26 protein-coding genes are annotated in these 26,163 nt (G+C 68.9%); 17 read left to right on the top strand and 9 right to left on the bottom strand.

Translation table 11 applies throughout. From position 1 onward, the window contains the following. The first annotated feature begins 38 nt into the window (after nt 1-38). The 4 genes from ACQPWU_RS41830 to ACQPWU_RS41815 are packed head-to-tail and all read left to right on the top strand — an operon-like array spanning nt 39 to nt 3,728. On the top strand, nt 39-1,034 hold the full coding sequence (locus tag ACQPWU_RS41830) for an ABC transporter permease (protein WP_433431210.1): 996 nt from the start codon (nt 39-41) through the stop codon (nt 1,032-1,034). Next, a complete protein-coding gene (locus ACQPWU_RS41825; RefSeq protein WP_433431209.1) occupies nt 1,031-1,915 on the top strand; it encodes an ABC transporter permease in 885 nt (294 codons plus the stop codon). The genes ACQPWU_RS41830 and ACQPWU_RS41825 overlap by 4 nt, the downstream gene beginning before the upstream one ends. Continuing rightward, nucleotides 1,912-2,859: an ABC transporter ATP-binding protein gene (locus ACQPWU_RS41820; RefSeq protein WP_433431208.1), complete on the top strand. Its 948-nt coding sequence runs from the start codon at nt 1,912-1,914 to the stop codon at nt 2,857-2,859. Before ACQPWU_RS41825 ends, ACQPWU_RS41820 begins: the two co-directional genes overlap by 4 nt. After that, nucleotides 2,853-3,728, top strand: coding sequence for an ABC transporter ATP-binding protein (locus ACQPWU_RS41815; RefSeq protein WP_433431207.1), 876 nt, complete (start codon nt 2,853-2,855; stop codon nt 3,726-3,728). Before ACQPWU_RS41820 ends, ACQPWU_RS41815 begins: the two co-directional genes overlap by 7 nt. A 13-nt stretch (nt 3,729-3,741) precedes the next feature. Here the strand turns inward: ACQPWU_RS41815 and ACQPWU_RS41810 are convergent, their stop codons facing one another. The 3 genes from ACQPWU_RS41810 to ACQPWU_RS41800 all read right to left on the bottom strand — a co-directional run bounded on the left by ACQPWU_RS41810 (nt 3,742) and on the right by ACQPWU_RS41800 (nt 5,760). Beyond that, complete coding sequence (locus ACQPWU_RS41810; RefSeq protein WP_433431206.1) at nt 3,742-4,422, bottom strand: DUF6879 family protein; 681 nt, start codon at nt 4,420-4,422, stop codon at nt 3,742-3,744. 88 nt (nt 4,423-4,510) lie between these two features. Further along, nucleotides 4,511-5,005: a DUF1707 domain-containing protein gene (locus tag ACQPWU_RS41805; protein WP_433431205.1), complete on the bottom strand. Its 495-nt coding sequence runs from the start codon at nt 5,003-5,005 to the stop codon at nt 4,511-4,513. Between the two features lie 26 nt (nt 5,006-5,031). Continuing rightward, nucleotides 5,032-5,760 carry a PadR family transcriptional regulator gene (locus ACQPWU_RS41800; RefSeq protein WP_433431204.1) on the bottom strand — a complete coding sequence of 243 codons (729 nt, stop codon included), beginning with the start codon at nt 5,758-5,760 and terminating at the stop codon, nt 5,032-5,034. A gap of 392 nt (nt 5,761-6,152) precedes the next feature. Between ACQPWU_RS41800 and ACQPWU_RS41795 the strand changes: the two genes are divergently transcribed. Both ACQPWU_RS41795 and acnA read left to right on the top strand, forming a co-directional pair. After that, nucleotides 6,153-6,881 carry a metal-dependent hydrolase gene (locus ACQPWU_RS41795; RefSeq protein ID WP_433431203.1) on the top strand — a complete coding sequence of 243 codons (729 nt, stop codon included), beginning with the start codon at nt 6,153-6,155 and terminating at the stop codon, nt 6,879-6,881. 146 nt (nt 6,882-7,027) lie between these two features. Continuing rightward, nucleotides 7,028-9,757 carry an aconitate hydratase AcnA gene (gene acnA, locus ACQPWU_RS41790; RefSeq protein ID WP_433431202.1) on the top strand — a complete coding sequence of 910 codons (2,730 nt, stop codon included), beginning with the start codon at nt 7,028-7,030 and terminating at the stop codon, nt 9,755-9,757. 161 nt (nt 9,758-9,918) lie between these two features. On the opposite strand, the gene ACQPWU_RS41785 is transcribed toward acnA, so the two are convergent. Continuing rightward, entirely contained in the window at nt 9,919-10,719 is an 801-nt protein-coding gene (locus tag ACQPWU_RS41785; protein WP_433431201.1) for an ABC transporter permease, read from the bottom strand. Between the two features lie 13 nt (nt 10,720-10,732). After that, the gene (locus ACQPWU_RS41780) at nt 10,733-11,650 is read right to left on the bottom strand and encodes an ATP-binding cassette domain-containing protein (RefSeq protein ID WP_433431200.1); all 918 of its coding nucleotides are present in this window, start codon (nt 11,648-11,650) and stop codon (nt 10,733-10,735) included. A 73-nt stretch (nt 11,651-11,723) separates the two neighbouring features. On the opposite strand from ACQPWU_RS41780, the gene ACQPWU_RS41775 reads away from it, so the two are divergent. After that, nucleotides 11,724-12,404, top strand: coding sequence for a TetR/AcrR family transcriptional regulator C-terminal domain-containing protein (locus tag ACQPWU_RS41775; protein ID WP_433431199.1), 681 nt, complete (start codon nt 11,724-11,726; stop codon nt 12,402-12,404). Here ACQPWU_RS41775 and ACQPWU_RS41770 read toward each other — a convergent pair. From ACQPWU_RS41770 to ACQPWU_RS41760, 3 genes are all read right to left on the bottom strand, one after another. Next, a complete protein-coding gene (locus ACQPWU_RS41770) occupies nt 12,341-13,105 on the bottom strand; it encodes a neutral zinc metallopeptidase (protein ID WP_433431198.1) in 765 nt (254 codons plus the stop codon). The two genes, ACQPWU_RS41775 and ACQPWU_RS41770, sit on opposite strands and share 64 nt — an antisense overlap. Before the next feature lie 82 nt (nt 13,106-13,187). After that, on the bottom strand, nt 13,188-13,523 hold the full coding sequence (locus ACQPWU_RS41765) for a type II toxin-antitoxin system PemK/MazF family toxin (protein WP_360706212.1): 336 nt from the start codon (nt 13,521-13,523) through the stop codon (nt 13,188-13,190). Further along, nucleotides 13,504-13,734: a hypothetical protein gene (locus tag ACQPWU_RS41760; protein ID WP_360706209.1), complete on the bottom strand. Its 231-nt coding sequence runs from the start codon at nt 13,732-13,734 to the stop codon at nt 13,504-13,506. The genes ACQPWU_RS41765 and ACQPWU_RS41760 overlap by 20 nt, the downstream gene beginning before the upstream one ends. A gap of 197 nt (nt 13,735-13,931) precedes the next feature. Here ACQPWU_RS41760 and ACQPWU_RS41755 point away from each other — a divergent pair, with 197 nt between their 5' ends. From ACQPWU_RS41755 to ACQPWU_RS41710, 10 genes are all read left to right on the top strand, one after another. Then, entirely contained in the window at nt 13,932-14,666 is a 735-nt protein-coding gene (locus ACQPWU_RS41755) for a sulfite exporter TauE/SafE family protein (RefSeq protein WP_433431197.1), read from the top strand. Nucleotides 14,667-14,948: 282 nt separating this feature from the next. Then, complete coding sequence (locus ACQPWU_RS41750) at nt 14,949-15,710, top strand: hypothetical protein (protein WP_433431196.1); 762 nt, start codon at nt 14,949-14,951, stop codon at nt 15,708-15,710. Next, entirely contained in the window at nt 15,704-18,427 is a 2,724-nt protein-coding gene (locus tag ACQPWU_RS41745; RefSeq protein ID WP_433431195.1) for a PQQ-binding-like beta-propeller repeat protein, read from the top strand. Before ACQPWU_RS41750 ends, ACQPWU_RS41745 begins: the two co-directional genes overlap by 7 nt. Before the next feature lie 11 nt (nt 18,428-18,438). Then, nucleotides 18,439-18,693 carry a S8 family serine peptidase gene (locus ACQPWU_RS41740; RefSeq protein ID WP_433431194.1) on the top strand — a complete coding sequence of 85 codons (255 nt, stop codon included), beginning with the start codon at nt 18,439-18,441 and terminating at the stop codon, nt 18,691-18,693. A 577-nt stretch (nt 18,694-19,270) separates the two neighbouring features. Further along, nucleotides 19,271-20,350, top strand: coding sequence for a sensor histidine kinase (locus ACQPWU_RS41735; RefSeq protein ID WP_433431193.1), 1,080 nt, complete (start codon nt 19,271-19,273; stop codon nt 20,348-20,350). Between the two features lie 71 nt (nt 20,351-20,421). Further along, complete coding sequence (locus ACQPWU_RS41730; protein ID WP_433431192.1) at nt 20,422-20,718, top strand: hypothetical protein; 297 nt, start codon at nt 20,422-20,424, stop codon at nt 20,716-20,718. A gap of 249 nt (nt 20,719-20,967) precedes the next feature. After that, nucleotides 20,968-22,086: a sugar ABC transporter substrate-binding protein gene (locus ACQPWU_RS41725; protein ID WP_360688822.1), complete on the top strand. Its 1,119-nt coding sequence runs from the start codon at nt 20,968-20,970 to the stop codon at nt 22,084-22,086. Between the two features lie 50 nt (nt 22,087-22,136). Next, nucleotides 22,137-22,901 (top strand): ATP-binding cassette domain-containing protein, encoded by a 765-nt coding sequence (locus ACQPWU_RS41720; protein WP_360688820.1) that lies wholly within the window; start codon nt 22,137-22,139, stop codon nt 22,899-22,901. After that, the gene (locus ACQPWU_RS41715) at nt 22,898-24,160 is read left to right on the top strand and encodes a sugar ABC transporter permease (RefSeq protein ID WP_433431191.1); all 1,263 of its coding nucleotides are present in this window, start codon (nt 22,898-22,900) and stop codon (nt 24,158-24,160) included. Before ACQPWU_RS41720 ends, ACQPWU_RS41715 begins: the two co-directional genes overlap by 4 nt. A gap of 38 nt (nt 24,161-24,198) precedes the next feature. Beyond that, the gene (locus ACQPWU_RS41710; protein WP_433431190.1) at nt 24,199-25,425 is read left to right on the top strand and encodes an ROK family transcriptional regulator; all 1,227 of its coding nucleotides are present in this window, start codon (nt 24,199-24,201) and stop codon (nt 25,423-25,425) included. Here the strand turns inward: ACQPWU_RS41710 and ACQPWU_RS41705 are convergent. Beyond that, entirely contained in the window at nt 25,418-26,161 is a 744-nt protein-coding gene (locus ACQPWU_RS41705; protein ID WP_433431189.1) for a neutral zinc metallopeptidase, read from the bottom strand. The genes ACQPWU_RS41710 and ACQPWU_RS41705 overlap by 8 nt on opposite strands. Nucleotides 26,162-26,163 lie beyond the last annotated feature (2 nt).

Genomic DNA, 26,163 nt, shown 5'->3' with positions numbered 1-26,163 from the left:
GCTCACGGCTCTCACGGCTCTCACGGAGAAAGCATCACGTGCGTCGATATTTCGGCAGAAAACTGCTTATATATGGGCTGACCTTCTTCGTCGCGGTCACCGTCAACTGGATGATCCCGCGTTTCATGCCGGGCGACCCGGTGGCGAGCATGGTGGCCAGGGCCAACGTCACCCAGCCCGCGGCCGCGGAGGCGATGCGGGCCTACTACACCAACCTCTTCGGCTTCGACCAGCCATTGATCACGCAGTACCTCAACTTCTGGGCCGCGCTGGTCAAGGGCGACTTCGGGATCAGCATCTGGCTGTTCCCCACCCCGGTCAGCACCGTGATCACGGCCGCGGTGCCGTACACGCTGGGGTTGATCATCCCGTCGGTGCTGCTGAGCTGGGTGGTGGGCAACCAGTTCGGCGCGTACGCCGCCCGGCGCAAGCTCCTCGACAACACCGTGCTCCCGGTCGGGTACGTCCTGACCGCGATGCCGTACATGTGGCTGGCCGTGCTCCTGGCCTGGTCGCTCGGCGTGATCGCGGGCCTGTTCCCGGTGGCCGGGGGCTACAGCTTCTCGATGCGGCCCAACTGGTCGTGGACGTTCCTGCTCGACCTGCTGCAGCACTGGACGCTGCCGTTCCTGTCGCTGTTCCTGGTGGCGCTGGGCGGGTGGGCCATCGGCATGCGCAACATGATCATCTATGAGCTGGAGTCCGACTACTCCAACTACCTGGCCGCGCTCGGCGCGCCGGCCAGGCTCATCCGCAGGTACGCCTTCCGCAACGCCGTCCTGCCCCAGATCACCGGCCTGGCCCTGCAGCTCGGCGTGATCGTGGCCGGGGCGCTGGTCACCGAGATCGTCTTCGCCTATCCGGGCCTGGGCAGCCTGATTCTCAACGCCATCAAGAACAAGGACTTCTTCCTGCTCCAGGGCACGTTCCTGTTCATCGTGCTCGGCGTGCTGATCGCCAACTTCATCATCGACATCGTCTACGTCGTGGTCGATCCGCGTACCAGGGCGGGAATGGCGGGTGCGCAGGCATGACGGCACTCCAGGAAGTCGCCCCGCGCGAGCGCGCCGGGATCCGGCGCGAGGCGCTCTACTTCGCGGTCCGCAACGGCAAGCTGATGTTCGGCTTCGGCGTCGTGCTCGTGCTGCTCCTGCTGGGCCTGATCGGGCCGGTGCTCGCCGGCGGCACGCCCAACGAGTACGGCCCCCGCCCCATGAGCCCGCCCTCGGCCGAGAACTGGTTCGGCACCACCACGTTCGGTCAGAACATCTTCCTCCAGTTCGTGTACGGCCTGCGCAGCACCTTCGCCGTGGGCGTGGTCGGCGGCGGCATCGCGGCGGCCATCGGCATGCTCGTCGGCTTCGTGGCCGGTTACCGCGGCGGCATCGTCGACGAGGTGCTCAACATGCTGACCAACGTCATCCTGGTCATCCCCACGCTGGCCGTGCTGCTGATCATCAACGCGTATCTGGGGATCAGGAGCGTGGCCGTGCAGGGCCTGTTCATCGGCCTGACGCAGTGGCCGTGGGCGGCGCGGGCGATCAGGGCGCAGACGTTCTCGCTGCGTACCCGCGAGTTCGTGGACCTGGCGCGGATGAGCGGCGCGGGCACCTGGAAGATCATCACCAGGGAGATCGCGCCGAACATGAGCTCCTACCTGTTCATGACGTTCATCCTGCTGTTCGGCGGCGCGATCCTCATCGCCTCCTCGCTCGACTTCATCGGCCTCGGCCCCACCGAGGGCGTCTCGCTCGGCCTGATGCTGCAGAACGCCAACCAGTGGAGCGCGCTCCAGCTCGGCATGTGGTGGTGGTTCGTGCCCCCGGGCGCGGCCATCACCGCCATCGTGGGCGCCCTGTACGTGGCCAACGTCGGCCTCGACGAGGTCTTCAACCCGAAACTGAGGGAGACATGAGCCTGCAGGTCAGCGAGCTGAGGGTGTACTACCGCACGCTCAGGGGCGAGGTCCGGGCCCTCGACGGCATGTCCTTCGAGCTGTCTGACGGCGAGATCCTCGGCCTGGTCGGCGAGTCCGGGTGCGGCAAGAGCACGCTCGGCAAGAGCCTCATCCGCATGGACGGCCGCATGCGCCACGTCGGCGGCCGGGTCGTGCTCGACGGCCGGGAGCTGCCCATCGCCGACGACCGCCGGATGAACGACTTCCGCTTCAAGGAGGTCTCCCTCATCCCGCAGTACGCCATGAGCGCGCTCAACCCCACCCGCAAGATCCGCAAGATGGCCGGCGAGCTGCTCAGGTCCAGGGGCGCGGCCCTGGACGCCGCCGAGCTGGAGCGCCGGATGGACCAGGTCGGCCTGCCCCGCGAGGTGCTCGACCGCTACCCGATCGAGCTGTCCGGCGGCATGAAGCAGCGCATGGTGATGGTCATCTCCACGCTGCTCGACCCGTCCCTGCTGATCGCCGACGAGGTCACCTCCGCGCTCGACGTCTCCACCCAGAAGGCCGTCGCCCGCGCCCTGCTCGGCTTCCGCGAGAGCGGCTACGTCAAGAGCATGATCTTCGTCACCCACGACATCGCGCTCACCCACCACATCGCCGACACGATCATGGTCATGTACGCGGGCAAGCTCGCCGAGAAGGCCCCCGCCGACGTGATCGTCAAGGCGCCCCGCCACCCGTACACGAGGCTGCTTCTCGACTCCCTGCCCGAGGTCGGCGTCCGCTACGCCGACCGCAGGCTGGCGGGTATCGCCGGCAGCCCGCCCTCCCTGCTGGACCCACCTGCCGGCTGCCGCTTCCGCGACCGCTGCCCGCTCGCCGGAGACGAGTGCGCCGAGGAACCGCCGGTCGTCGAACTCGGCCCCGACCACCACGTCGCCTGCTGGAAGGCCCGATGCTGAAACTCGACGACGTCACCAAGGAATTCAGGATCGGCGCCTTCGGCGGCAAGAGCGTCACGGCCGTCAGGAACGTGAGCTTCGAGGTCGTGCCCGGCGAGGTCGTCTCCCTGATCGGTGAGAGCGGCAGCGGCAAGAGCACGATCGGCCGGATGATCCTGGGCCTGAACCCGGTCACCAGCGGCTCGATCACCTTCGACGGGCGGCCCGTCCAGGCCGGCAAGGACTATTACCGCCACATCCAGGGCATCTTCCAGGACCCGTTCAGCTCGTTCAACCCGGTGTTCAAGGCCGATCGGGTGTTCGCCATGATCAAGGAGGCGTACCACCCGGCCGTCCCCGAGCCCGAGTGGGCCGATCGGGTCGCCGGGTCCCTGCGCGACGTGCGGCTCAACCCCGGCCAGGTGCTCGGCAAGTACCCCCACCAGCTCAGCGGCGGCCAGCTCCAGCGCCTGCTCATCGCCCGCGCGCTGCTGCTGGACATCAAGCTGCTGGTGGCCGACGAGATCACCAGCATGCTGGACGCCTCCACCCGGATCGACGTGCTCAATCTGCTGGCAGAGCTGAAGGCCAGGGGGCTCGGCGTGCTCTACATCACGCACGACCTGTCCCTCGGCAACTACCTCGCCGAGCGCACGGTGGTGCTGCGCCGGGGGAGCGTGGTCGAGATGGGCCTGACGGACAAGGTCTTCGGCGATCCGCTGCACCCGTACACGCGCGAGCTGCTGTCGGCCGTGCCGCGCCTGCACCAGGGCTGGGACGACGCCGCGCCCGTGGACACCTGCCTGTATCACCGGCGGGGTGCCACCGGGGGACTGCTGGAGGCCGAGCCCGGCCACTTCGTGGCGTGCGCCCAGCTGGAGACCTGCTGAGGAGGCGAGGCGGTCAGACCCTGAACTCCTCGGTGCGGTGCGCGTAGGCAGGCACCGCGGCCCGCATCTCGTCGGTGACCAGCGGCGGCGGCAGCGGGACGATCTCCCGCTCGTGGAAGCCGAGCACGTCCTCGCCGGCGGCGAACAGCTCCCGGACCGCCCCCAGGCACGGCCCGACCACTCCGGGATCGGTGATCCGCCGGCCGCCCATGCCCCCGCCGTACCGGTCGTACAGCACTTCGTACATCAAGGACGGAGAGAAGATCACCAGCTCCGGCAGCGGGTCGAAGTCCGCCACCCGGTCGCCCTGGACGACCCGGCACGGCGAGCCGGCCCGGTCGCGCAGCGCCAGGACGTGCATCTCCCACTGCAGGTACGCGCTGATCGGGAACTCCACCACCCGCACCCGCCTGACCGGGACGCGGTGGCGGAAATAGTCGGCCACGGGCGCCGCCATGCGGTCGGCCAGGGCCAGCGACCGCTCCCAGTCGCCGTCCATCATGGCCCGCCAGCTCGCCACGTCGGGTTCGTAGAAGTGCTGGGCCCTCTCCAGCTTCCACATCGGCTCGGCACAGGCCGCGTGGTCGTGGTCGAAACGGGCTTGGTACTCCGGCACGTCCAGGAAGAGGCCGTCGGCATGGGTGACGGCGGCGAACGGATTGGGGCGACGGGCCGGAGTGCCCTGCTCGGTCATGGGCGTCCCTTCGACTCTGAAGATCCGCCCCGATCATGAAGTGAGGCCCTGACCGGGTCAAGGCCCAAAACCATCCGGGCGCCCGCCCTCAGCGGCGGTGGTGGAAACGCCGGTGGACCAGGCTGAACAGCATGACGCCCAGCCACGCCACGAACAGCACCTTGAAGATCCCGAACCCGCCGAAGATCAGCCCCAGCATTATGAACACGAACAGCACGGGCAGAATCGGGTGCGGCCCCCGGTGTTGCCGCCACGGGTGGCCTTGGTGGCGCCATTGCCGACGCATCTCACGCTGCGCCTGGTGCATCGACCGCATCTGCTGCCGGTGCGCGGACATCGCCTCACGCCAGCCGTCCATGTCGTACTGGGGGACGGGCTCGCGGTAGCCGGGCGCCGCCTGCCGCGGCCCCGGCAGGTCGGCCGTCACCTTCGCGAGGTCGCGGGCCGTCTTCGAGGCCAGCGCCTGGTCGAGTCGCTCGTCGAGCTCCTCGTGGGTCAGGCGGCCCTGCGCGAAGTGCTCGCGCAGGGCGGCCATCGTCTGCTCACGCTCGGCGTCGCCGATGCGGAGTTCGTTCGGATCCATGCCCAAGCCCTCCACGAAGGTGTTGTTCACTCCTCGCCCGGTTCGCCGTCGGCCAGGATCTGGTAGAGCTTGCGCCGGGTCTCAACAAGAGTCTTACGCGCTTCGCGGATTTGTGCGTCGTTCCCGGTCTGGAGAATTTGCATCATGGCGAAGGCGGACTGCCGGGCGATGTGCCAGAGATCGGCGGTGTTGTCGTCGATGTCCGGCCGCATCTCGTCCCACGGAGCCCGTACCTCGTCCGCGTGCGCCTCGATGTAGTTGCGCCCTTCCTCGGTGAGGCGGAAGGTCTTGCGGCCCTCGCTCTCCTCCGAGATCACCAGGCCCTCGTCGGTGAGCTGCTGCAACGCCGGGTAGACGGCGCCGGGGCTGGGCTTCCAGCCGCCCTCGCTGCGCTCGGCGATCTCCTGGATGATCTGGTAGCCGTTGCGCGGTTCCTCGGAGAGCAGGGCCAGGATCGCGGCGCGTACATCGCCCCGCTTGGCCTTGCGGCCCCTGCCCCAGCCGCGCGGGCCGCCGCCCCACGGCCCGCCGGGGCCACCCCATGGGCCGCGCCCCCAGTCGAACGGGAACGGGCCGGGGCCGCGCCTGCCGCGCTGCCGGTGCTCGTCGTGTTCGTGATGGTGACGGCGACCCTCTCCGAAGGCCTCGGACATGGTCCTGAACGCCTCGCGGGCTGCTTGCCTGGCCTCTCGGGCCGCCTGCCGGTACTCGTGCGCGCCGGGCCAGTGCCCGCCTGCTGCTTGTGCGGAAGTCATTCTTTCCCCCTATATCGTGATCTGTTCTCGATGCGTCAACGATATATCGATAGTATGTCGTTCGCAAGCCTGGGGATGGAGTGAGCTACATCACGAAAAAGTTGCGGAATCTGGGAACAGGATCGGGGAGGGGCTCGTTGTTCACAGCAGACGAGGTCGTTCCGCGTCGGCAGGGCTGGGGGGTGCTGTCGCCGCGGAGACGACCTCGTCTGCGTTTGCGGACCATTGCCCGGATGGTTAGGGGCCGCGAGCCCACATCGGGTCGCCACCGTCCGCAACCACGTCCCAATACTTCGCAAAGTCACGCGTCGCGGACAGGGCTCCAGCTGTCGTGAAGGCGCGCCAGGCGGGTCTCGGCGCGTAAAGGGATTGTTTGCCGTACAGTCCGGATCATGATGGGGCACACGCACGCGATGACTGGGGCCATCGCCTGGCTGGGGCTGGCGCCACCTCTCGCCGCACTTCCACTCGTGAACGAATCCTCCCGGTTCATCGACACCGGGATCATGGCGAGCGCCCTCAGCCCGGCCGAGCTGATCGCCGGAGCGATCATCTGTGCCGGGGCCGCGATGCTGCCCGACCTCGATCATCCGAGCGCGACGATCGCGCAGACGTTCGGGCCGGTCACGTGGGTGCTCAGCAAGGCCGTGTGCTGGATCAGCGGCGGGCACCGTGGAGCGACCCACTCGCTGGCGTTCGCGGTGGCGCTCGGGTTCGGGACGCACTGGCTGGCCAACACCTATCCCATTGGGCGCGACATCGTGGTCGTGCTGCTCATCGGCCTGGCCCTGCGGGCGATCGGTGTCGGCATCCCCGGTAACAAGATGGGCTCCGCGCTGATCAACATCGGGCTGACCGCCGGGCTGTACGCCGTCTTTCTCTCGCTCCAGGTGGGTTACGCCTGGCTGGGGCTGGCGGTGGCGGTCGGCTGCCTCATCCATGTGGTGGGCGACTGCATGACCGAGCGGGGGTGCCCGGTGTTGTGGCCGCTGGGGGCCAAGTTCGTGTTGCCGTGGAAGATCGGCATCAAGACGGGCAAGAAGTTCGAGCAGAAGATCCTGGCTCCGATCCTGTCCGTGGCCATCGTCGGGCTGCTCTTCTGGCGGCTGGTCCCCGCTTAACTTGATGTCGAGATATCCTAGAGATATCTTGACGTCGAGACATCCGCCGCGGTGCTCGTTGACTTAGGGTCACCTAACGTGGTTCCCGTTCGAAGAGTGCGGCAGGATTTGGTCTGAAACCTTTCTGATGGAGGAGGCGAATCACCGTGTCCGCGAACAGCTTCGGCAGCCGTGACACGCTACGCGTCGGTGACGCGTCATATGAGATTTTCCGGCTGGATGCCGTCGAGGGCGCCGCACGCCTCCCGTACAGTCTGAAGATCCTGCTGGAAAACCTCCTCCGCACCGAGGACGGCGCCAACATCACCGCCGACCACATCCGTGCGCTGGGCGGCTGGGACCCGAACGCGAAGCCGAGCGTGGAGATCCAGTTCACGCCCGGGCGCGTGATCATGCAGGACTTCACCGGCGTGCCCTGCGTGGTCGACCTCGCCACCATGCGCGAGGCCGTGCGCGACCTGGGTGGCGACCCGGCCCGCATCAACCCGCTCGCGCCGGCCGAGATGGTCATCGACCACTCGGTCATCGTCGACTACTTCGGCCACCCCGACGCCTTCCAGCGCAACGTCGAGCGTGAGTACGAGCGCAACCGCGAGCGCTACCAGTTCCTGCGCTGGGGCCAGACGGCCTTCGACGAGTTCAAGGTCGTCCCGCCCGGCACCGGCATCGTGCACCAGGTCAACATCGAGCACCTGGCCCGCGTGGTCATGACCCGCGACGGCAAGGCGTACCCCGACACCTGCGTCGGCACCGACTCCCACACCACCATGGAGAACGGCATCGGCGTCCTGGGCTGGGGCGTCGGCGGCATCGAGGCCGAGGCCGCGATGCTCGGCCAGCCGATCTCCATGCTCATCCCGCGCGTGGTCGGCTTCAAGCTCAGCGGCAAGCTGCCCGCCGGGGCCACCGCCACCGACCTGGTGCTGACGATCACCGAGATCCTGCGCAAGCACGGTGTGGTCGGCAAGTTCGTGGAGTTCTACGGCGAGGGCGTCTCCTCCGTGCCGCTGGCCGACCGGGCCACGATCGGCAACATGAGCCCCGAGTTCGGCTCCACCTGCGCGATCTTCCCGATCGACGGCCAGACCATCGACTACCTGCGGCTGACCGGGCGCTCCGAGGAGCAGATCGCGCTCGTCGAGAGTTACGCCAAGACCCAGGGCCTGTGGCTCGACCCGTCCGCCCCCGAGCCGGTCTTCTCCGAGTACATCGAGCTCGACCTCGGCACCGTCGTCCCGTCGATCGCCGGCCCGAAGCGCCCGCAGGACCGCATCGCGCTGTCGGCCGCCAAGGCCACCTGGCGCCACGACGTGCAGAACTACGTGGCCGACGACATCGACGAGGCCGGCGAGGAGACCTTCCCGGCCTCCGACGCGCCCGCCTCCAACGCCACCGCCAACGGCGGCCGGCCGCACAAGCCGGTGCCCGTCACGCTGGCCGACGGCACCTCGTTCGAGATCGACCACGGCATCGTCTCGATCGCCGCGATCACCTCGTGCACCAACACCTCCAACCCGTACGTCATGCTCGGCGCGGCGCTGCTGGCCCGCAACGCCGTCGACAAGGGCCTGACCCGCAAGCCGTGGGTCAAGACCTCGCTGGCCCCCGGCTCCCAGGTGGTCACCGGCTACTTCGAGCGCTCGGGGCTGCAGCCGTACCTCGACAAGATCGGCTTCAACCTCGTCGGCTACGGCTGCACCACCTGCATCGGCAACTCGGGCCCGCTGCCGGCGGAGATCTCCGAGGCCGTCCAGGCCAACGACCTCGCGGTCACGGCCGTGCTGTCGGGCAACCGCAACTTCGAGGGCCGCATCAACCCGGACGTCAAGATGAACTACCTGGCCTCGCCGCCGCTCGTGGTGGCGTACGCGCTGGCCGGGACCATGGACATCGACCTCGACACCGAGCCGCTCGGCCTCGGCGGCGACGGTGAGCCGGTCTACCTCAAGGACATCTGGCCGTCGCCGGAGGAGATCTCGGCGGTGGTCAACTCCTCCATCGGCCGCGACATGTTCGAGCGCGACTATGCCGACGTGTTCAAGGGCGACGACCACTGGCGTTCGCTGCCGATCCCGACGGGTAACACGTTCGAGTGGGACCCGGACTCGACGTACGTGCGTAAGGCCCCATACTTCGACGGCATGCCGTCCAAGCCCGAGCCCGTCACCGACATCACCGGCGCCCGCGTGCTGGTCAAGGTCGGCGACTCGGTCACCACCGACCACATCTCGCCGGCCGGTTCCATCAAGGCCGGCACGCCGGCCGCGCAATACCTGCAGGGCAACGGCGTCGAGGTGAAGGACTTCAACTCCTACGGCTCGCGGCGCGGCAACCACGAGGTGATGATCAGGGGTACGTTCGCCAACATCCGCCTGCGCAACCAGATCGCGCCGGGCACCGAGGGCGGCTACACCCGCGACTTCACCCAGCCCGACGGGCCGGTGTCGTTCATCTACGACGCCTCGGTCAACTACGCTGCGGCAGAGACGCCGCTGGTGGTGCTGGCGGGCAAGGAATACGGCTCCGGCTCCTCGCGCGACTGGGCGGCCAAGGGCACGGCGCTGCTCGGCGTGCGCGCGGTCATCGCCGAGTCGTACGAGCGCATCCACCGCTCCAATCTGATCGGCATGGGTGTGCTGCCGCTGCAGTTCCCCGAGGGCGGCTCGGCCGAGGCGCTGGGACTGACCGGTGAGGAGACGTTCGACATCACGGGCGTCGAGGAGCTCAACTCGGGCGGCATCCCGCGCACGGTGCACGTCAAGGCCGGCGATGTGGAGTTCGACGCGGTGGTGCGCATCGACACGCCGGGCGAGGCCGACTACTACCGGCACGGCGGCATCATGCAGTACGTTCTTCGCTCGTTGCTCGCGAAGTGACTTCCCGGGCCCGCGCGCGGTCATGAGCCGCGCGGGGGCCGGGAGCCCTTGGCTTCCTGTGAGCCGGGGTTGGGCGCGATCCTCACGCGCCCGTATCGGGGGAACCACCCGACACAGAGAAGAGCCGCTCGGCGGGACACCCCCCGCCGGGCGGCTCTTCGTCATCGTGACATCGTCCGGTAGCGGTGGATGGCCAGCGGCAGGAACACCACGAGGATCGCCACCGACCAGATCAGGCTCGCCGCCACCGGGTGCTGGAGCGGCCAGGCGGAGGAGACCGAGGTGGGGTTGCCGAAGAGGCCGCGGGTCGCGGCCACGACGGCGCTCATGGGGTTCCAGTCGGCGACGGGCTTGAGCCAGACCGGTAGCCCCTCGGTGGGGACGAACGTGTTGGCCAGGAACGTCATCGGGAACAACCAGCCGAACGTGGCCGCGTCCGCCTGCGCGCCGCTCTTGATCCACAGGCCGATGTACGTGCCCACCCAGATCATCGCGAACCCGAACAGCGCCAACAGCCCGAACGCCGCCACCGTCGCCCCGAGGCTCCCGTGCGCCCGCCACCCGGCGATCAGGACTCCGGCCAGCACCATCGCGGCCAGCGACAGCAGGTGCATCGACAGGTCGGCCACACTGCGGCCGACCAGCACGGCGCTGCGGGCGATGGGCTGGGCGCGGAACCTGTCGATGATCCCGCGCGCCATGTCCTCGCCCACGGTGGTGGCGGCGGAGGTCGCGGTCATGGCCATGACCTGCATGAAGATGCCGGGCATGAGGTAGTTGCGGTAGTCGCCGCCGCTGGGCAGGGTGATCGCGCTGCCGAAGACGTAGCCGAACAGCACGGTCATGATCACGGGGAACACCAGGAAGCTGGCGATCTCGACCGGCTGGGCCTTCAGCCGCGAGTAGGTGCGGCCCGCGATCGTGAGGGAGTCCAGCAGGGTCCAGCGCAAGGTCTCGTACATCGAGGGGCTCCTTTCAGGCCGTCAGACGGAGGAAGACCTCGTCGAGGGTGGGCCGCCGCAGCGCCAGGTCCTCCACGGGGATGCCGGCCGCGTCCAGCGCGCCGGCGATGCGGATGAGCGACTGCGCGCCGTCGGCCGCGGGAACGGTCACCTGCCGCCCCTCGGCGCTCTCGATGTCCGGCGACCCGGCGTGCCGGAGCAGCCGCAGCCCCGCGTCCACGTCCCCCGGCTCCCGGAAGACGACCTGGACGCGATCGCCCCCTACCGTCCGCTTCAGCTCGGCGGGCGAGCCCGCGGCGGCCACCACGCCCTCCCTCAGGACCACGATCTGGTCCGCCAGCTGGTCGGCCTCGTCCAGGTACTGCGTGGTCAGCAGCAGGGTGGTGCCCTCCTTCACCAGGTCGCGCAGCAGGTCCCACAGCTGCAGCCGGCTGCGCGGATCGAGCCCGGTGGTGGGCTCGTCCATGAACAGCACCGGCGGCGAGACGATCAGGCTCGCCGCCAGGTCGAGCCGGCGCCGCATGCCCCCGGAGTACTCCTTGACCGGCCGCCGCGCCGTCTCCGCCAGGCCGAACCGCTCCAGCAGCTCGTCCGCCCTGTGCCGCGCCTCAGCCCTGGGCAGGTGATAGAGCCGCCCGAACAGCTCCAGGTTGCGCCGCCCGGTCAGCAGCTCGTCCACCGCCGCGTGCTGCCCGGCCAGGCCGATTTTGAAGCGCAGCTGGGCCGCGTCGCGTACCACGTCCAGCCCGGCGACCTCGGCCCGTCCCGCGTCCGGACGCAGGAGCGTGGTGAGAATGCGTACGGCGGTGGTCTTGCCCGCCCCGTTCGGCCCGAGCAACCCGCAGACCGTGCCCGCGGGGACCTCGAGGTCGATGCCCTTGAGTGCCTCCGTGGCCGCGTACCGCTTCCGTAACCCTTCCGCGTAGATCATCGCGACGCACCTCCTTAACGCTGTTAAATCTAACAGCGTTAAGGATGCATTGAACGTTGTTAAGCTGTCAACCGTGGCACTCGAAAAAGGCACCATCGTCGCGACCGCGCTGCGGCTGCTGGACGACGTCGGGTTGGATGGGCTGACGCTGCGGCGCCTGGCCGCGGAGCTGGGCGTGCAGGCCCCGGCGCTCTACTGGCACTTCAAGAACAAGCAGCAGCTGCTGGACGCGATGGCGGCGGAGCTGATGTCCGGGCACAAGTCCCGTCCTCGGCTGACGGAGCCGGGCAAGTGGCGAGAGTGGGTCGCCGACTACGCACACACCGACCGCGCGATGCTCAACTCCTACCGTGACGGGGCCAGGCTCGTGGCGGGCACGCGGCCATCGCCCGAGCTCTTCGCGGCGGTGGAGCGGGTGGTGGCGGGGCTTGAGTCGGCGGGGTTCACGGCCGGGGACGCGATGCGTGGCCTGTCCACGGTCGCCGGGTACGTGGCCGGGTTCGTGCTGGAGGAGCAGGCCGACAGGACGCGTACGGACCCGGAGCACGCCATGCCGGACATGGAGGAGTTCCAGGCGGCCTATCCGCGGCTCATGGCCGGCATGGCAGAGGTGGGCGACCCGCAGGGCGATCGGGCGTTCGAGGGCGGGCTGCAGCTGATCCTGGACGGTATGGAGCTCCGCCTCAACGCTCAGGCCACCTTGGAGGCGGGGGCCGACCAGGTGTCGCAGGCGGAGGGGGAGACGGCCCGGTAGCCGCGCTTGAGCCAGTAGACGCGGGTGGCGCCCTTGCCGTGGCTGCGGTAGCCGTCCTCGCCGCCGCTGGCCCGGGTCGCGTCGAGCAGCGCCGCCCAGTCCCGCTCGGTGCGGCCGAGCGAGTCCCACACGCTGCCGAGGAACACTCCGGACAGGCAGTCGGCCTGCAGCTCGTAGCGCCGCTTCAGCTCGCCCTGGCGATCGCTGCGCACCCTGGCCTTGTACGACCGCCAGACGCCGAGCTGGCTCTGCAGGTGATGCCCGTACTCGTGGGCGGCCACCTTGAACGGGTAGAGGTCGGTCCGGTTCTCGATCCACCCGCCGGTGAGCGGGAACACCAGGGTGCCGCGCTCGGTGCAGTAGAAGGCGGCCGCGTACTCGGGCCACGGCACCCCGCACACGGTGCTCTCGGGCTCCTCGTAGTACCGCACGACGGGCTTGTGGAACGCCCACCCGGCCCGCTCGAAGTACGCGGCCCACGACTTATCCAGACATTTCACGACTGCCTCGAGGTACTGCCGCGTCCGCGGGATCCCTCCGTAGGTGATCGCCGTCTCGGGACAGGCCGTGTCGCCCAGCTTCCCGGCCTTCTTGGAGAACGGGCTCTTGACGGGGGCGGCGTGGGCGACCTGGGCGGGTACGCAGACGGTCGCGAGGATCGAGACGAGGGCCAGAGCGCGCTTGAGCGGGAGGAACTGCACGGAGGGCAGCCTAACGATCAGCGGCGGTGTGGCACGATGGAGGTGCCACCCGGCGAACCGTTATTTCGCCGGGCGGCAAACTTCATAGCATCCGATTGAGCGCGGTGATCGCTTCTGCGACAACGTCGTCGGGCACGTTGCCGATAAAGAAGTCGAGCCTGTCGGGTGAGATCGCGCGCACTTGCTCGATCATCGCCCAGCTCGTCCTGGCTAGCCCGGTGCCATTTCGGTCGATGCGGATATGTGAGGGGTATCCGCGCTCGCGGCTGGTCAGCGGCACCGCGAAGATGAGCCCCAGCTTCGATCGGTTGAACCGGTCGCTGCTGAGGATCATGGCCGGGCGGTCGAAGCCTTGCTCGCGGCCGACCGGATTGTGGTCGAACTGCGTGAACCAGATCTCACCTTGGGCTAGTTTCATCCTTCTCCTCAGGGAATGTGATCAGTCCCTCCCACTCCGGCGCGATCCGGCGGGAACGGGGTCGTGGCCCCAGCCAGGCCTCGCGCTCGGCGAGGTATTCAGCCCAGCCCTCGGGGTCTTCGCGCTGGGTCCGCTCGATCTGCTCGTTGAGGGTTTCCCAGAACAGCTTCTGCTCGTAGTCGGCGATGGCGTCGTTCAGCACCTCGGTCATGGCTCGGCCCTCCTTGCGGGCGATTGCGGCTAGACGATCCCGGGTCTTCATGCTGACGCGTATCGACGTCCCAGCAGCTTTAGGTCTCATGGCCATGCTCCAGACACTACGTCGGCGTCGTGAGAGGACACTACACCCGCTCGATCACTCTCGCAGTAGAAATGGCAACGGAGAGTAAAGATGATTGACTATCCTCCATGACTGATGCGGCATTAGTACTGATTGTTGGCGGTCTGGCGGTCTTCGTCGGAGCGATTGTCCAAGGTGGCGTGGGTTTCGGCCTCGGGCTAGTCGCCGCCCCCGTGCTCACCATGCTCGGCCCCGACCTCATGCCCGGCGCCATCCAGGTCGTCAACGTGACGCTGCCGCTGTTCACGCTGGCCGTCGAATGGCGGACTGTGGACTGGCGCGGGCTCGGGTTCGCGGTGCTGGGAAGGTTGCCCGGAAGCGTCATCGGTGCAGTCATTGTCGTCTACGTTTCCGTATACATCAGGGGTGCCTTCGTGGCCGTCATGGTGCTCATCGCCGTGGCGCTTACGGCGAGGGCGCTGAGCGTGCCGCGCAACGGCCTGACGGTCGCCTCGGCCGGATTCGTCTCGGGGATCACCGGGACGGCCACCGGCATCGGCGGGCCGCCCATGGGTCTCGTGTACCAGCACGCCAAGGGGCCGCAGATCAGGGCGACGCTGGCGATGTACTTCTTCCTGAGCGCCGTCCAGTCGCTGGTCATCCTCGCGGTCGTGGACGAACTGCCGGCCCGGGCGTTGTTGACGGGGGCCGGGTTGATCGTGCCCATGGTGCTCGGCTTCCTGGTGTCGGGGCGGCTGCGGCGGTATCTCGACGGAGGCAAGGTGCGGGGGGCCGTGCTCACGGTGGCCGCCGCCTCCGCCATGGCGCTGCTCGTACAGAGCGTGATCGCTAATGTCGGTTAACCGTCTGATCACAGAGGTGACCTTCGCCGGCAAGGACCATTAGCGCCCACCTGGCCGCGCGGGAGGGGATGATTTCTTTCCGGAATCAAGTCTCCGCCCGGGCGCGCGACGTTATGATCGGCCCATTCGTGCTCACCCTGCTCGCGTTTTCCGGCTGGGGGACATCGCACTATGAGAAATGGCCGAAAAGACAAGACCGGAAAGAAGAGCCGAGCCGGTGAGAGTGGGCCGCGCGCAGCGGAGAAGCCCGAAGACGCACGATGGAAAGCGGCGCGCACGTGGGTGGCCGGAGTCGTCAGCGCGGTGCTCGTCGCGGCCATCGGGGTGGTGTTCACCGCCTGGTTCAATTCCCGTGGCACGGATGCGATCGACCAGATCAGAGGAGCTCCGCCCGTCACGATCGGCCACGTGGCCGTGGACACCGACGAACGGGACATCGCCTTAAGAGAGCCGGTGACGGATCCGGAAGGCCGGAGAATTCTCCTCGGCGCCCATTCGGCGGACGAAGAACGGCAGGCATTGCTGACCCGCCACCAGGCCGCCGCCATTGACCGGATGAATATCACGGTCGTCCTCGTGGGAAATCGCAAGAGCCTGCGCATCGTCGATCTGAAGCCCCGCATTGTCGCGCGTAGATCCGTGTCGGACGGCGCGTATCTGGAAGCCGCCAGGGGCGGCGAGACCGGCACCGTGGAACTCCGCGCGGACCTCGACAAGGCGGCACCCCGTTTCATGACCGCCAAGGATCCCGGCGTCCGGTACTTCTCCACGAAGCAGATCGACTTGAAGAGGGGCGAGCGCGTCACGCTGAGTATGACGATCAGCGGCACGGCGGCGTACTACGAGTTCGACCTCCTCGCCACTGTGCTGGCGGAGGAGAGGACCGAGCAACTCGTGATCAACGGACCGGGCGGGGGCCCGTTCCGGCTGACCGGCGGGGGCGAGAGCTACCGCTCCTTCTACACCACGTCATCGCTGGGCGGGTGGGCGCCGATGCCGGAGGCCGAGGTGTGCGAGTTGTTCCCGAAGCGGAAGACATGCTGACCGCGCGCGGTCTGCGCGTCCTCGCGATCCTCCTGGCACTGGCCGCCTGCCCGGTCGTGGCAGCGGACGCGCCGCGCCTGCCGTGGGCGCCCGTCGCCTGGCGGACCGCCTGGTCCATGCCCGACCAGGAGGAGGACCCACTCGTACTCGGGAACCCGCGCTATGGGGTGTCGGAGGCGGGCCTGGCCGTGGCGACGCCGAAGGGGACGGTGGCTGTCCACGACCCGCGGACCGGCAGGCGGCGGTACAGCATTCCCGCCGATACCGTCCCCGCCGCCGGTGTGTGGGTCGCGGCCGGGACGATAGTCGTGGCGAGACAGGCGACCGGAGGAGCCGGCCACCAGCTGTCCGGCTACGAGCTGGCAGACGGGACCCTGCTGTGGCGTAGAACGGTCACCGTCGAGCAGGTCGAGTTCGTGGAGGGCGCCCCCCGCTACCTCGGCCCGACGATCATGGTGACCGAACGAGGCGTCACCTTCATCGACCGGCCGGTCGGCCCCTACACATTCACCTCGCTCGACCTCCGCACCGGCAGGATCACGGCGCGGACGGTCCGCCCACGCGACTGCCTGCTGCGCGGCGCCGCCTCCGCCCGGTCGGTCGCGCTGCTCAGTGACTGCGCGGGCAGGATCGAACTCGCCTCCGTGAACCCGCACACCCTGCTCCCCGACTGGACGCGCTCGCTGCGGCCGTCCGGGCAGGCCGCCGACCCGCCCTGGCTGGTGGCGGGCGACGACGGGTACCTGGACGTCATGGGCGGAGGCGTGGAGTCGTTCTTCGCACCGGACGGTCGGCTGGTGTCCACCGCGCGCGCGGCCCTTGAACGCCCTCCGGCCGCCGGGGCCGCGCAACCGGAGCGATGGAGCCGCCCCCTCCGGGTCGGCGCCTACCCGGAGCTCGGTCGTGACGGGAATCTCCTGACCAGCGGCAAGTTGGCGATGCCCAACTTCCTGATGTCCCTGGAAGCGGTCACAGGCCGAATCCGCGCGTTGCCCGTCGCCTTGCCCGCCCTCAACCCCATCCTGGTGGGCACGACCGGCGACATGGCCTTCGTCCACGACCAGGCCGGTCGGATCTTCGCGTACACGCTGGTCTACGGGCTGTCCGGTGACCCCGCCCCGCCTGGCGGAGTCCCCCTGTCCGACTGGCCGGACGCCTGTGCCCTCCTGGGCGAGCGCGCGCTGGGCGCCCTTGGCGGCGGCTACCGTCCCGGCCCCGTGCGACGGACCGTGGCGGGAGCGCCGACGCCGAAGCCGGCCGACTGCGACTGGATACCGCAGACGGACGAGGGAGCGGTCGTGTCCGTCTCGGTCGCCTGGGTGTTCTCCACGCCGGCCGCCGCGAGGGAAGTCTTCGCCGCCATGGTCCGCCACGTCAAGCACACCGGCAGGTACGACCCCACCACCGAGACCCCGTACGCCCTGTCGCAGACGCTACCCCGCACGCCCAGCGGGATGATGAGCGAGTCCATCGTCACCGTGGGCCCGGCCCTGGTTCTTCTGCGGTCCTCCTCACGCCGGGCCATCCGGCTGCTCACTCCACCGCTCCAGAGAAACCTGCTGGCCCGCTACGAGCCGGGAGCCGTCGTTACCGACGACGGCCCGCGCGCCGCCCGCCCGGCCGGATGGAGCTTCCCCGCCGACGCCGGATTCCGCCAGCTGGTGGTGGCGGGTGGCATCGTGTACGCGGGCAGCGACGACGGCAAGGTGTACGCGCTGGACGCCGCTTCCGGCGCCCTGCGATGGAGTCACCAGATCGGCGACATGGTCACGGATGGCCCGATCCGAGTCGGCGGAACCATGTACGCCGCCACCTGGGGCCGGATCGTCGCGCTGGATGCAGCCCGCGGCCGGACGCGGTGGAGTCGCAGGGCCATAGGGACGAGCGGGCTCGCGGTCGACAGGCGCACGGTGTACGCCGCGACCGACCGCGGGCTGCTCATCGCCCTGGACGCCGCCTCCGGCCGGACGCGATGGCGTGCCAGGACGATCGGCTTCTTCCGCGATGTCATCCCGCATGCGGCAGGTGACCTCGTCTATGCCGCCGGCGCCGATGGTGTGGTGGCGCTGGACGCCGGCTCGGGCGAACGCCGCTGGCGTTTCCGCGTCGACGGGCGCACAGGCATCGCGGGCGTGGCCACGACCGCCGACACTGTCTACGTCGCCTCCCAGGAGGACGGCCGGCTCCACGCGCTGGACCGGATCACCGGCAGGCCCAAGTGGAGCTTCGAGACCGGCGTCCCGCTCTACACCCGCCCGCAGGTGAGCGGCGGGGCCGTCTACGTGGGCGACAGGGGAGTGCTGCACAAGCTCGACGCGGCCACGGGCGAGCGACAGTGGACTTTCAAGGCCGGCGGCAGCCCGGCGCAGTGCGCCTTCACGGTCGTCCGCGGTGACGTGTACGTGACACTCGTCGGGGTCCGGCTCCACGCCCTGGACGCCGCCACGGGCGAGACCCGGTGGAGCTTCCCCCTCGGCGGCGAGGCCGCCTTCGGGTTCTCCGACGTGTCCCGCCCCGTCGTGGTGGGGGACGCACTGTACGCCGCGGCCGGCGACGGCCAGTTGCACGCCCTCGACGCCGCGACCGGCACCCGCCGGTGGAGCTTCCAGACCGGCGGCGACCTCGGCACCGCCCCCGTGGTGGCGGGCGGCCGGGTGTACATTGGCAGCGCGAACGGCAACGCGTACGCGATCCGCGCGTCGGACGGCACGGCCTGACCGGCAAGGGCGTGAAGATCGGTGTGGTGGACACCGGTATCGACCCGAACCACCCCGACTTCGCCGGACGGATCGCGGCATCACAGAGCTTCGTCGCCGGCTCCTCCTCCGCGAAGGACGGCAACGGGCACGGCACGCACGTCGCGTCGATCGCGGCGCGGTCCGGTGCGGCGTCCGGCGGCAAGTACCGGGGTGTGGCGCCGGATGCGGAGCTGGTGGTCGCGAAGATACTCAGCGACGAAGGCTCCGGTTACGACCGCCGGTAACTCGATCGACCAGACCATCACCAGGGCCTGGAAGGTCGAACGGAGGTAGGAGGGCGCGACATCGGCGCCGTTCGGCTTCGCCTCCCGACCTGTCGGCCGGTGCCGGAAACTCACCGGGGCGGTCCGGCCGCCCATGGTCCACTCTGCGATCTACCCTGACCCGCATCGCCAAGTTCAAAAGGGGCTTAACGTTTGCCACATCCTGGTTGTGACTCTGTCCTGCTCTGGTAACCCTTCGATAGGGGAAATGGCGCCACACTCTTGATCACGGGGGGTGATCAAGGTCAACCGCTGGGATCGTTGCTCGATCCGGACCCGCCTGGCCCTGATCACCAGCGTCGTCGTGGCGCTACTCTGCACCGCCATCGCGGCATTCATCCTGGTGAAGGCACGGCATGATGCCGTCCACGACCGCACGGATCACCTCTTTGCCCAAGTTGTGGCCCTGGGTAGTCAGGCACGCAGGCACACGAGAACGCCTGATCTGGCGCCGGTCAGCTCGGGGCGGGCGATTCAATTGTTCAACCCAACCGGAACCATGGTGGCGGCCACGCCGGACATGGCGCACAGGCCGCCGATGACCACGTTGCATCCCGATCCCGATGCGTTCGCCACCGCCCGCTCGTGCGACGGGCCGGTGTTTCCCGGGCGGTGCATGATCGTGCTGGCCTATCCCTTCCACCGCTACGACGGTGTCTGGCAAGTCGACATGGCTGTCCCTGATGTTCCCTGGTACGTCGGGCCCGGGTTGCTGGCGGCGGTGGCTGGCGGCTGGCTGCTGCTCGTGGGGGCTACGGCCGTGAGCAGCTACCGGATCGTGGGCAAGGCTTTGGAGCCTGTGCAGGCCATCAGCGGGAAACTCGCCCAGATCACGGCCAGCGACCTGGGACATCGGGTGCCGGTACCCAGTCACCGAGACGAGCTGCGGGATCTCGCCGAGATCGCGAACCGGACGTTGGACCGGGCCCAGTCGGCGGTCGAACAGCAGCTCCGCTTTGCCTCTGATGCCTCCCACGACCTGCGTAACCCGTTGACCGCCATGCGAACGCGGATCGAGGAGGTGCTGATGTGTCCCGAGCAGAGCGACTGGCCGGGCACCGCGAACGCGCTGCTCGAGAGCGTGGAGCGAATGCAAGATCTGGTCGGCGACTTGTTGCAGGTCGCCCGGCTGGACGCGGGTGTGACCGGCCGTCGTGAGGCGATCAGCCTGACCGATCTGGTGCGATGTGAGTTGGACCGGCTCCCGCGCAGGGTCGCCGTACGCCATCGTCTCACCCCCGCGGTGATCGTGAACGGTGAGCGGATCGGGCTGACCAGACTGCTGAACAACCTGCTGGACAACGCCGAACGACACGCCGCCTCCCTCATCACCGTGACCCTGGAGTTCTGCTCCGGTACGGCGGTGCTGGAGGTGTGTGACGACGGCGAGGGCATAGCCCCTGAGCAGCGAGAGATCATCTTCGAACGCTTCGCGCGGCTGGAGGCATCCCGGGTCAGAGACCCTGGCGGCACCGGGCTCGGGTTGCCGATCGCCCGGCAGATCGCCGAAGCCCACGGCGGCACCCTGGCCGTGGAGGACAGCACCCGCGGCGCGCGGTTCGTCCTGCGTCTGCCCGGCAAGATCGCGTCCCCGCCGGAACTGGAACAGCGCGGCTAACCGGACCTGCTTGGTCGAGCTCCTCCAGATCATGGACATGGTGACGCCAGCAAAGCAACGGCCGCGGCTACATGGCCTGGACGTGGTGCGTCTCCTCCAAGACCACCGCGCCGCCGGCCACCGCGCAAGGCGCCCAGGTACGGGTGCTCGCCGGCGCCTACGGACTCACCGCCGCGCGCCGTGCTGCCGTCCTTGATGCGATCCTCGACCGCCAATCCCGCAACGCCCGCTGGTGGGCAGAACGCCCGACCGACTCCGGCCACCGTCTGGCCAGTCCCGAACAGATCACCTCCCGCATCGCATGGTCCGAACGCGAGCACGCCTGCACCAGTGCCAACCGCCTTGTCTTCGCGGCGGCACTGCGCTGACTGGTCACACCGAGCGTGTACTGACCGCAGACGCGCGCCGAAGCACCGAGTGCCCATCTCAAGCGCGAAATGGCCAACTGAAGCGCTCAGTCACAGAGCGGAAGTCGGGAAGATTGAGGTGGCGTTTCTGGATTGTTACCCGAAACAACAAACTCCCGACCGGCAGGGTCTTCCAAAGCAGGCTATCCCGGAATACGTTGCCGCAAACAACATTCATCCGGGCCCCTCCGGAAGAAAGGACCCTGCACCATGCGCAAGGGGATCCTCAGCCTGACCGCCGCGGCAGCCGTGCTCGCCCTCGGTCTCACCGCCTGCGGGGGCAACAGCGGTCAGACCAACGCGTCGACCTCGTCAGCCTCGGCCTCAGCCTCAGCGGCGAAGGCCGGCAAGATCGGCGTCATCCTGCCGGACAGCAAGTCCTCGGCCCGGTGGGAGACGGCGGACCGCAAGTACCTCGAAGAGGCGTTCAAGGCCGCCGGCGTCCAGTACGACATCCAGAACGCCCAGAACGACAAGACGGCGTTCCAGACCATCGCCGACCAGATGGTCACCAACGGTGCCACCGTCCTGATGATCGTTAACCTGGACAGCGGCAGCGGCAAGGCCGTCATCGACAAGGCCAAGTCCCAGGGCGTGGCCACGATCGACTACGACCGGCTGACGCTCGGCGGCGGCGCCGCGTACTACGTCAGCTTCGACAACACCAAGGTCGGCACGTTGCAGGGCGAGGGCCTGAGCAAGTGCCTGGCCGACAAGAAGGCCAGCAAGCCCATCGTGGCCTACCTGAACGGCTCTCCCACCGACAACAACGCCACTCTGTTCAAGAACGGCTATGACGGGGTGCTCAAGCCGAAGTTCGACTCCGGCGAGTACGTCAAGGGCCCCGACCAGGCCGTGCCCGACTGGGACAACACCCAGGCCGGCACGATCTTCGAGCAGATGCTGACCCAGCAGCCGAAGATCGCCGGCGTGCTGGCCGCCAACGACGGCCTGGGCAACGCCGCCATCACCGTGCTGAAGAAGAACAACCTCAACGGCAAGGTGCCCGTCACCGGCCAGGACGCCACCGTCCAGGGCCTGCAGAACATCCTCGCCGGCGACCAGTGCATGACGGTCTACAAGGCCGTCAAGAAGGAGGCCGACGCCGCGGCCAAGCTCGCGGTGGCGCTGGCCAAGGGCGAGAAGCCCACGGCGAGCAGCAGCGTCAAGGACCCGGAGACTGGTCAGGACGTGCCCTCCGAACTGATGGAGCCGCAGGCCATCTACCTCGACAACGTCAAGGACGTGGTGGCCGACGGCTACGTGACCAAGGAGGAACTGTGCACGGGTGACTTCGCCAAGAAGTGCACCGAGGCAGGCATTCAATAACACCGAAGGGGGCGCGGCCGGACCGGCCGTGCCCCCTCTTAGGGAGCCCCATGACCCCCCTCCTTGAAGTGCGCGGGATCGACAAGAGCTTCGGCCCGGTGAAGGTCCTGCACCAGGTCGAGTTCGCGGCGTACCCCGGCGAGGTGACGGCCCTGGTCGGCGACAACGGCGCCGGCAAGTCCACCCTGGTCAAGTGCGTCGGCGGCATCTATCCCATCGACGGCGGTGAGATCCTCTTCGACGGGCGCCCGGTGCAGGTCCACAGCCCGCGCGACGCGGGCGAGCTCGGGATCGAGATCGTGTACCAGGACCTGGCCCTGTGCGACAACCTCGACATCGTCCAGAACATGTTCCTCGGCAGGGAGCGCAAGAACGGCCTCCTGCTCGACGAGGACAGCATGGAGGAACTGGCCGCGCAGACCCTCAGCAGCCTGTCCGTGCGCACGGTGAAGTCCATCAGGCAACTGGTCTCCAGCCTGTCCGGCGGGCAGCGGCAGACCGTGGCCATCGCCAAGGCCGTGCTGTGGAACAGCAAGGTCGTCATCCTCGACGAGCCGACCGCGGCACTGGGCGTGGCCCAGACCGCGCAGGTCCTGGAGCTGGTGCGCCGGCTGGCCGACACCGGCCTGGCCGTCGTCCTCATCTCGCACAACATGAACGACGTCTTCGCCGTCTCCGACCGGATCGCGGCGCTCTACCTCGGCAGGATGGCCGCCCAGGTCAGGACCGCCGACGTGACGCACGCCCAGGTCGTCGAACTGATCACCTCAGGCCGCAGCGGGGAACTCGGCCTCAAGAACGGGGTCACCCCATGAGCAAGGTCAAGGAACTCCCTGGCGAGGCCATCGCCGCCGCGACGCAGTCCCCGTCGATCGGCAACAGCTTCCTCGCCTACGTCGAGCGGGTACGCGGCGGGGACATGGGCGCGCTGCCCGCCGTGATGGGCCTGATCGTGCTCTGCACGGTCTTCGCCATCGCGCGGCCCGCCTTCGTCACCTCCATCAACTTCGCCAACCTGTTCACCCAGGGCGCCGCGATCACCCTGATCGCGATGGGCCTGGTGTTCGTGCTGCTGCTCGGCGAGATCGACCTGTCCGCCGGCTTCGCCAGCGGCGTGTGCGCGGCGGTGCTCGCCGTCACACTCACCAGCATGGGCCTGCCCTGGTACGTGTGCGTGCTGGCCGCCATCGTCACCGGCGTGGTCATCGGCACCGTGCTCGGCACACTGGTCGCCAAGGTCGGCATCCCGTCGTTCGTGGTCACGCTGGCCGCGTTCCTGGCCTTCCAGGGCCTGGTCCTGGTGCTGGTCCAGGAGGGCACGAACATCTCCATCAGGGACAACGTGATCGTCGCCGTCGCGAACAGGAACCTGCCGCCCTGGCTCGGCTGGGCGCTCTACGCGGTCTGCGTGGCGGTCTTCGCCGCCGTGCAGCTCCTCCGGGCCAGGAAGCGTTCCAAGCGCGGGCTGGTGGCCGACCCGCTGTCGCTGATCGCGGCCCGCGTGGGTGCGCTGGCGGTGCTGGCCGGGCTCGCGGTCTACGTGCTCAACCTGGAGCGCAGCCGCAACCCGGCGCTGGTCTCGCTCACGGGCGTGCCGATCGTGGTGCCCGTGATCCTGGTGCTGCTGGTCGTGTGGACGCTGGTGCTGCGCCGTACCGCGTTCGGACGTCACCTCTACGCGGTCGGCGGGAACACCGAGGCCGCACGGAGGGCGGGTATCCCGGTCGACAGGATCAAGATCAGCGCGTTCGTGATCTGCTCCTCGATGGCCGCGATCGGCGGGATCGTCGCCGCGTCGAGGGCCAGCTCCGTCGACCCCAACACGGGCGGCAGCTCCGTCCTGCTGTACGCGGTCGGCGCGGCGGTCATCGGCGGCACGAGCCTGTTCGGCGGCAAGGGCAGGGTGCTGGACGCCGTGCTCGGCGGCGCCGTGGTGGCGGTGATCGAGAACGGCATGGGTCTGATGGGGTATGGGGCCAGTGTGAAGTACCTGGTCACGGGGTCTGTACTGCTGCTCGCCGCGGGGGTGGACGCCCTGGCTCGCAGGCGGGCTGCTGCCGCTGGTCTAAGGTGATCAGCGACTCACAGCCCCCCTTGAAGGAACCCCAGACGATGCGTGCCGGCCCTTCCCAAGAGGACATCAGGCGCCACAATCTCGGCGCGCTGCTTCGCCATGTCCACCTGGGCGGGCCGATCTCGCGTGCCGAGCTGACCACGAAGATGGGGCTCAACCGCAGCACGATCATGGCACTGACCTCCGACCTCACCGCGGCGGGGCTGGTGCGCGAGGAACTGCCCCGTGAGACGGGCCGCGCGGGACGGCCCTCGCTCGTGGTGCGGCCCGAGTCGGCGCGGGTCTACGTGTTCGCCTTCGACGTGGGCCCCGACCGGCTCGCGGTCGCGCGCGTGGGGCTGGGCGGGGTGATACTCGACCGCCGCGACACTGCACGCGAGCGTGGCCCGTTCCAGCTGGACGAGCTGACGGGGGCGCTGGCCGGCTTCGCCAGGCAGATGCGGCGCAAGACCCGGGACGACACCGTCTGCGTCGGGGCGGCGGCGGCCGTGTCCGGCGGCGTGCGCAAGGCCGACGGGGTGGTGCGGTTCGGGCCCAACCTGATGGCCGAGGAGGCACCGTTCGGCGAGGAGCTGGGCCGCAGGCTGGGCCTGGGGCTGCCGGTCAGCGTGGGCAACGACGCCAATCTGGCCGCGCTCGCCGAGCACAGCCGCGGCGTCGGGGCCGCCGTCAGGGACCTCATCTACCTGCACGGCGACGTGGGCATCGGCGGCGGCATCATCGCGGGCGGCCACCTGCTGGGCGGCCACGACGGTTACGGCGGCGAGGTCGGCCACATGGTCGTCAACCCGGGGGGCCGCGCCTGCGGCTGCGGCTCGCACGGGTGCCTCGAGGCGGAGGTGGGGGAGCGGGCCCTGCTGGAGGCCGCGGGCCGCGTCGGTCCCGGGCAGCACGGGCGGGACGCGGTACGTGCCGTGGTCGAGGCCGCCGACCGGGGCGACATCGAGGCGCAGGACGCGCTGAACAAGGTCGGCGACTGGCTCGGGCTCGGCGTGGCGAACCTGGTGAACATCTTCAACCCGGAAATGGTGATCTTCGGAGGGATGCTGCGGGAGATCTACCTCGGGTCGGCGGCGCAGGTGCGTACCCAGCTCGCCCTGCACGCGATGGCGCCGCAGCGAGAGAGGTTGCGGTTGCGCACGTCGTCACTCGGGGACGCCGCCACCCTGGTGGGCGCGGCCGAGCTGGCCTTCGCCCACGTCCTCGCCGACCCCCTGGAGGTCCTGGCCCGCGCGGGCGGTTCGTACGAACGGACTGTCAGGTGACCTTGGACGTGGTGGCCGTCCACGTGTTGCAGAAGCCCGTGGCGCCGCCGCGGTAGCCGCGGTCCTGCCAGAAGGCGAGGTTGCGCGGCTTGCCGTGGATCTTGCTCTCGTCCGCCCTGCGCACGGCATCGATCCAGTCGTCCCACTCGATCCCGGGGTTGATCGACTCGAGGGTGGCGCTGTAGAAGACGCCGGCGAAGCATTCGGCCTGCATCTCCAGCCGGTGGCTCAGCAGAGCCCGGGCGCCGTCCGACGCGGGCCAGTACAGCGCGTTCTGCGCGTCCAGCACCCCGATGAGCTGCTGCACGTGGTGCCCCCACTCGTGGGCGACCGAGTGCGCGATGTTCATCCTGAACGGGTCGCCCAGGTCGTGCTTCATGATGCGGATGACGATCGTGCGCTGCCCCGGGCAGTATTGCGCGCCGTTGCTGGTGATCTTGCCGCAGACCGAGTCGCTCCCCGTCGTGATCGTGACCTCGGGCGAGGTGTACGTCAGCCCGGCGGCCGCGAACCGGGCGGCCCAGAAGCGGTCGGCGCATGCGGCCATCGCGCGGTGGAAGGACTTGAGGGAGGCGACGCTCCCCTCGCGGATCTGCGGGATCGCGCACTTCTGGACGGCCACGCGACCGCCCGTCGCCCCCGACAGGCCGGCCTGCGCGATGCCTGACGCCGCCCAGGCCGGCCCCGAGAAGAGGACCAGGCCCGCGACCATGCCCGCTAAGAGGGAAATGCGCATGA

Origin of the sequence: Nonomuraea sp. CA-141351 (assembly GCF_050944675.1) — a bacterium.
GTDB lineage: Bacteria > Actinomycetota > Actinomycetes > Streptosporangiales > Streptosporangiaceae > Nonomuraea.
Note: the sequence above shows the minus strand (reverse complement) of the source record. Positions and strands in the feature narration are given on the sequence as shown.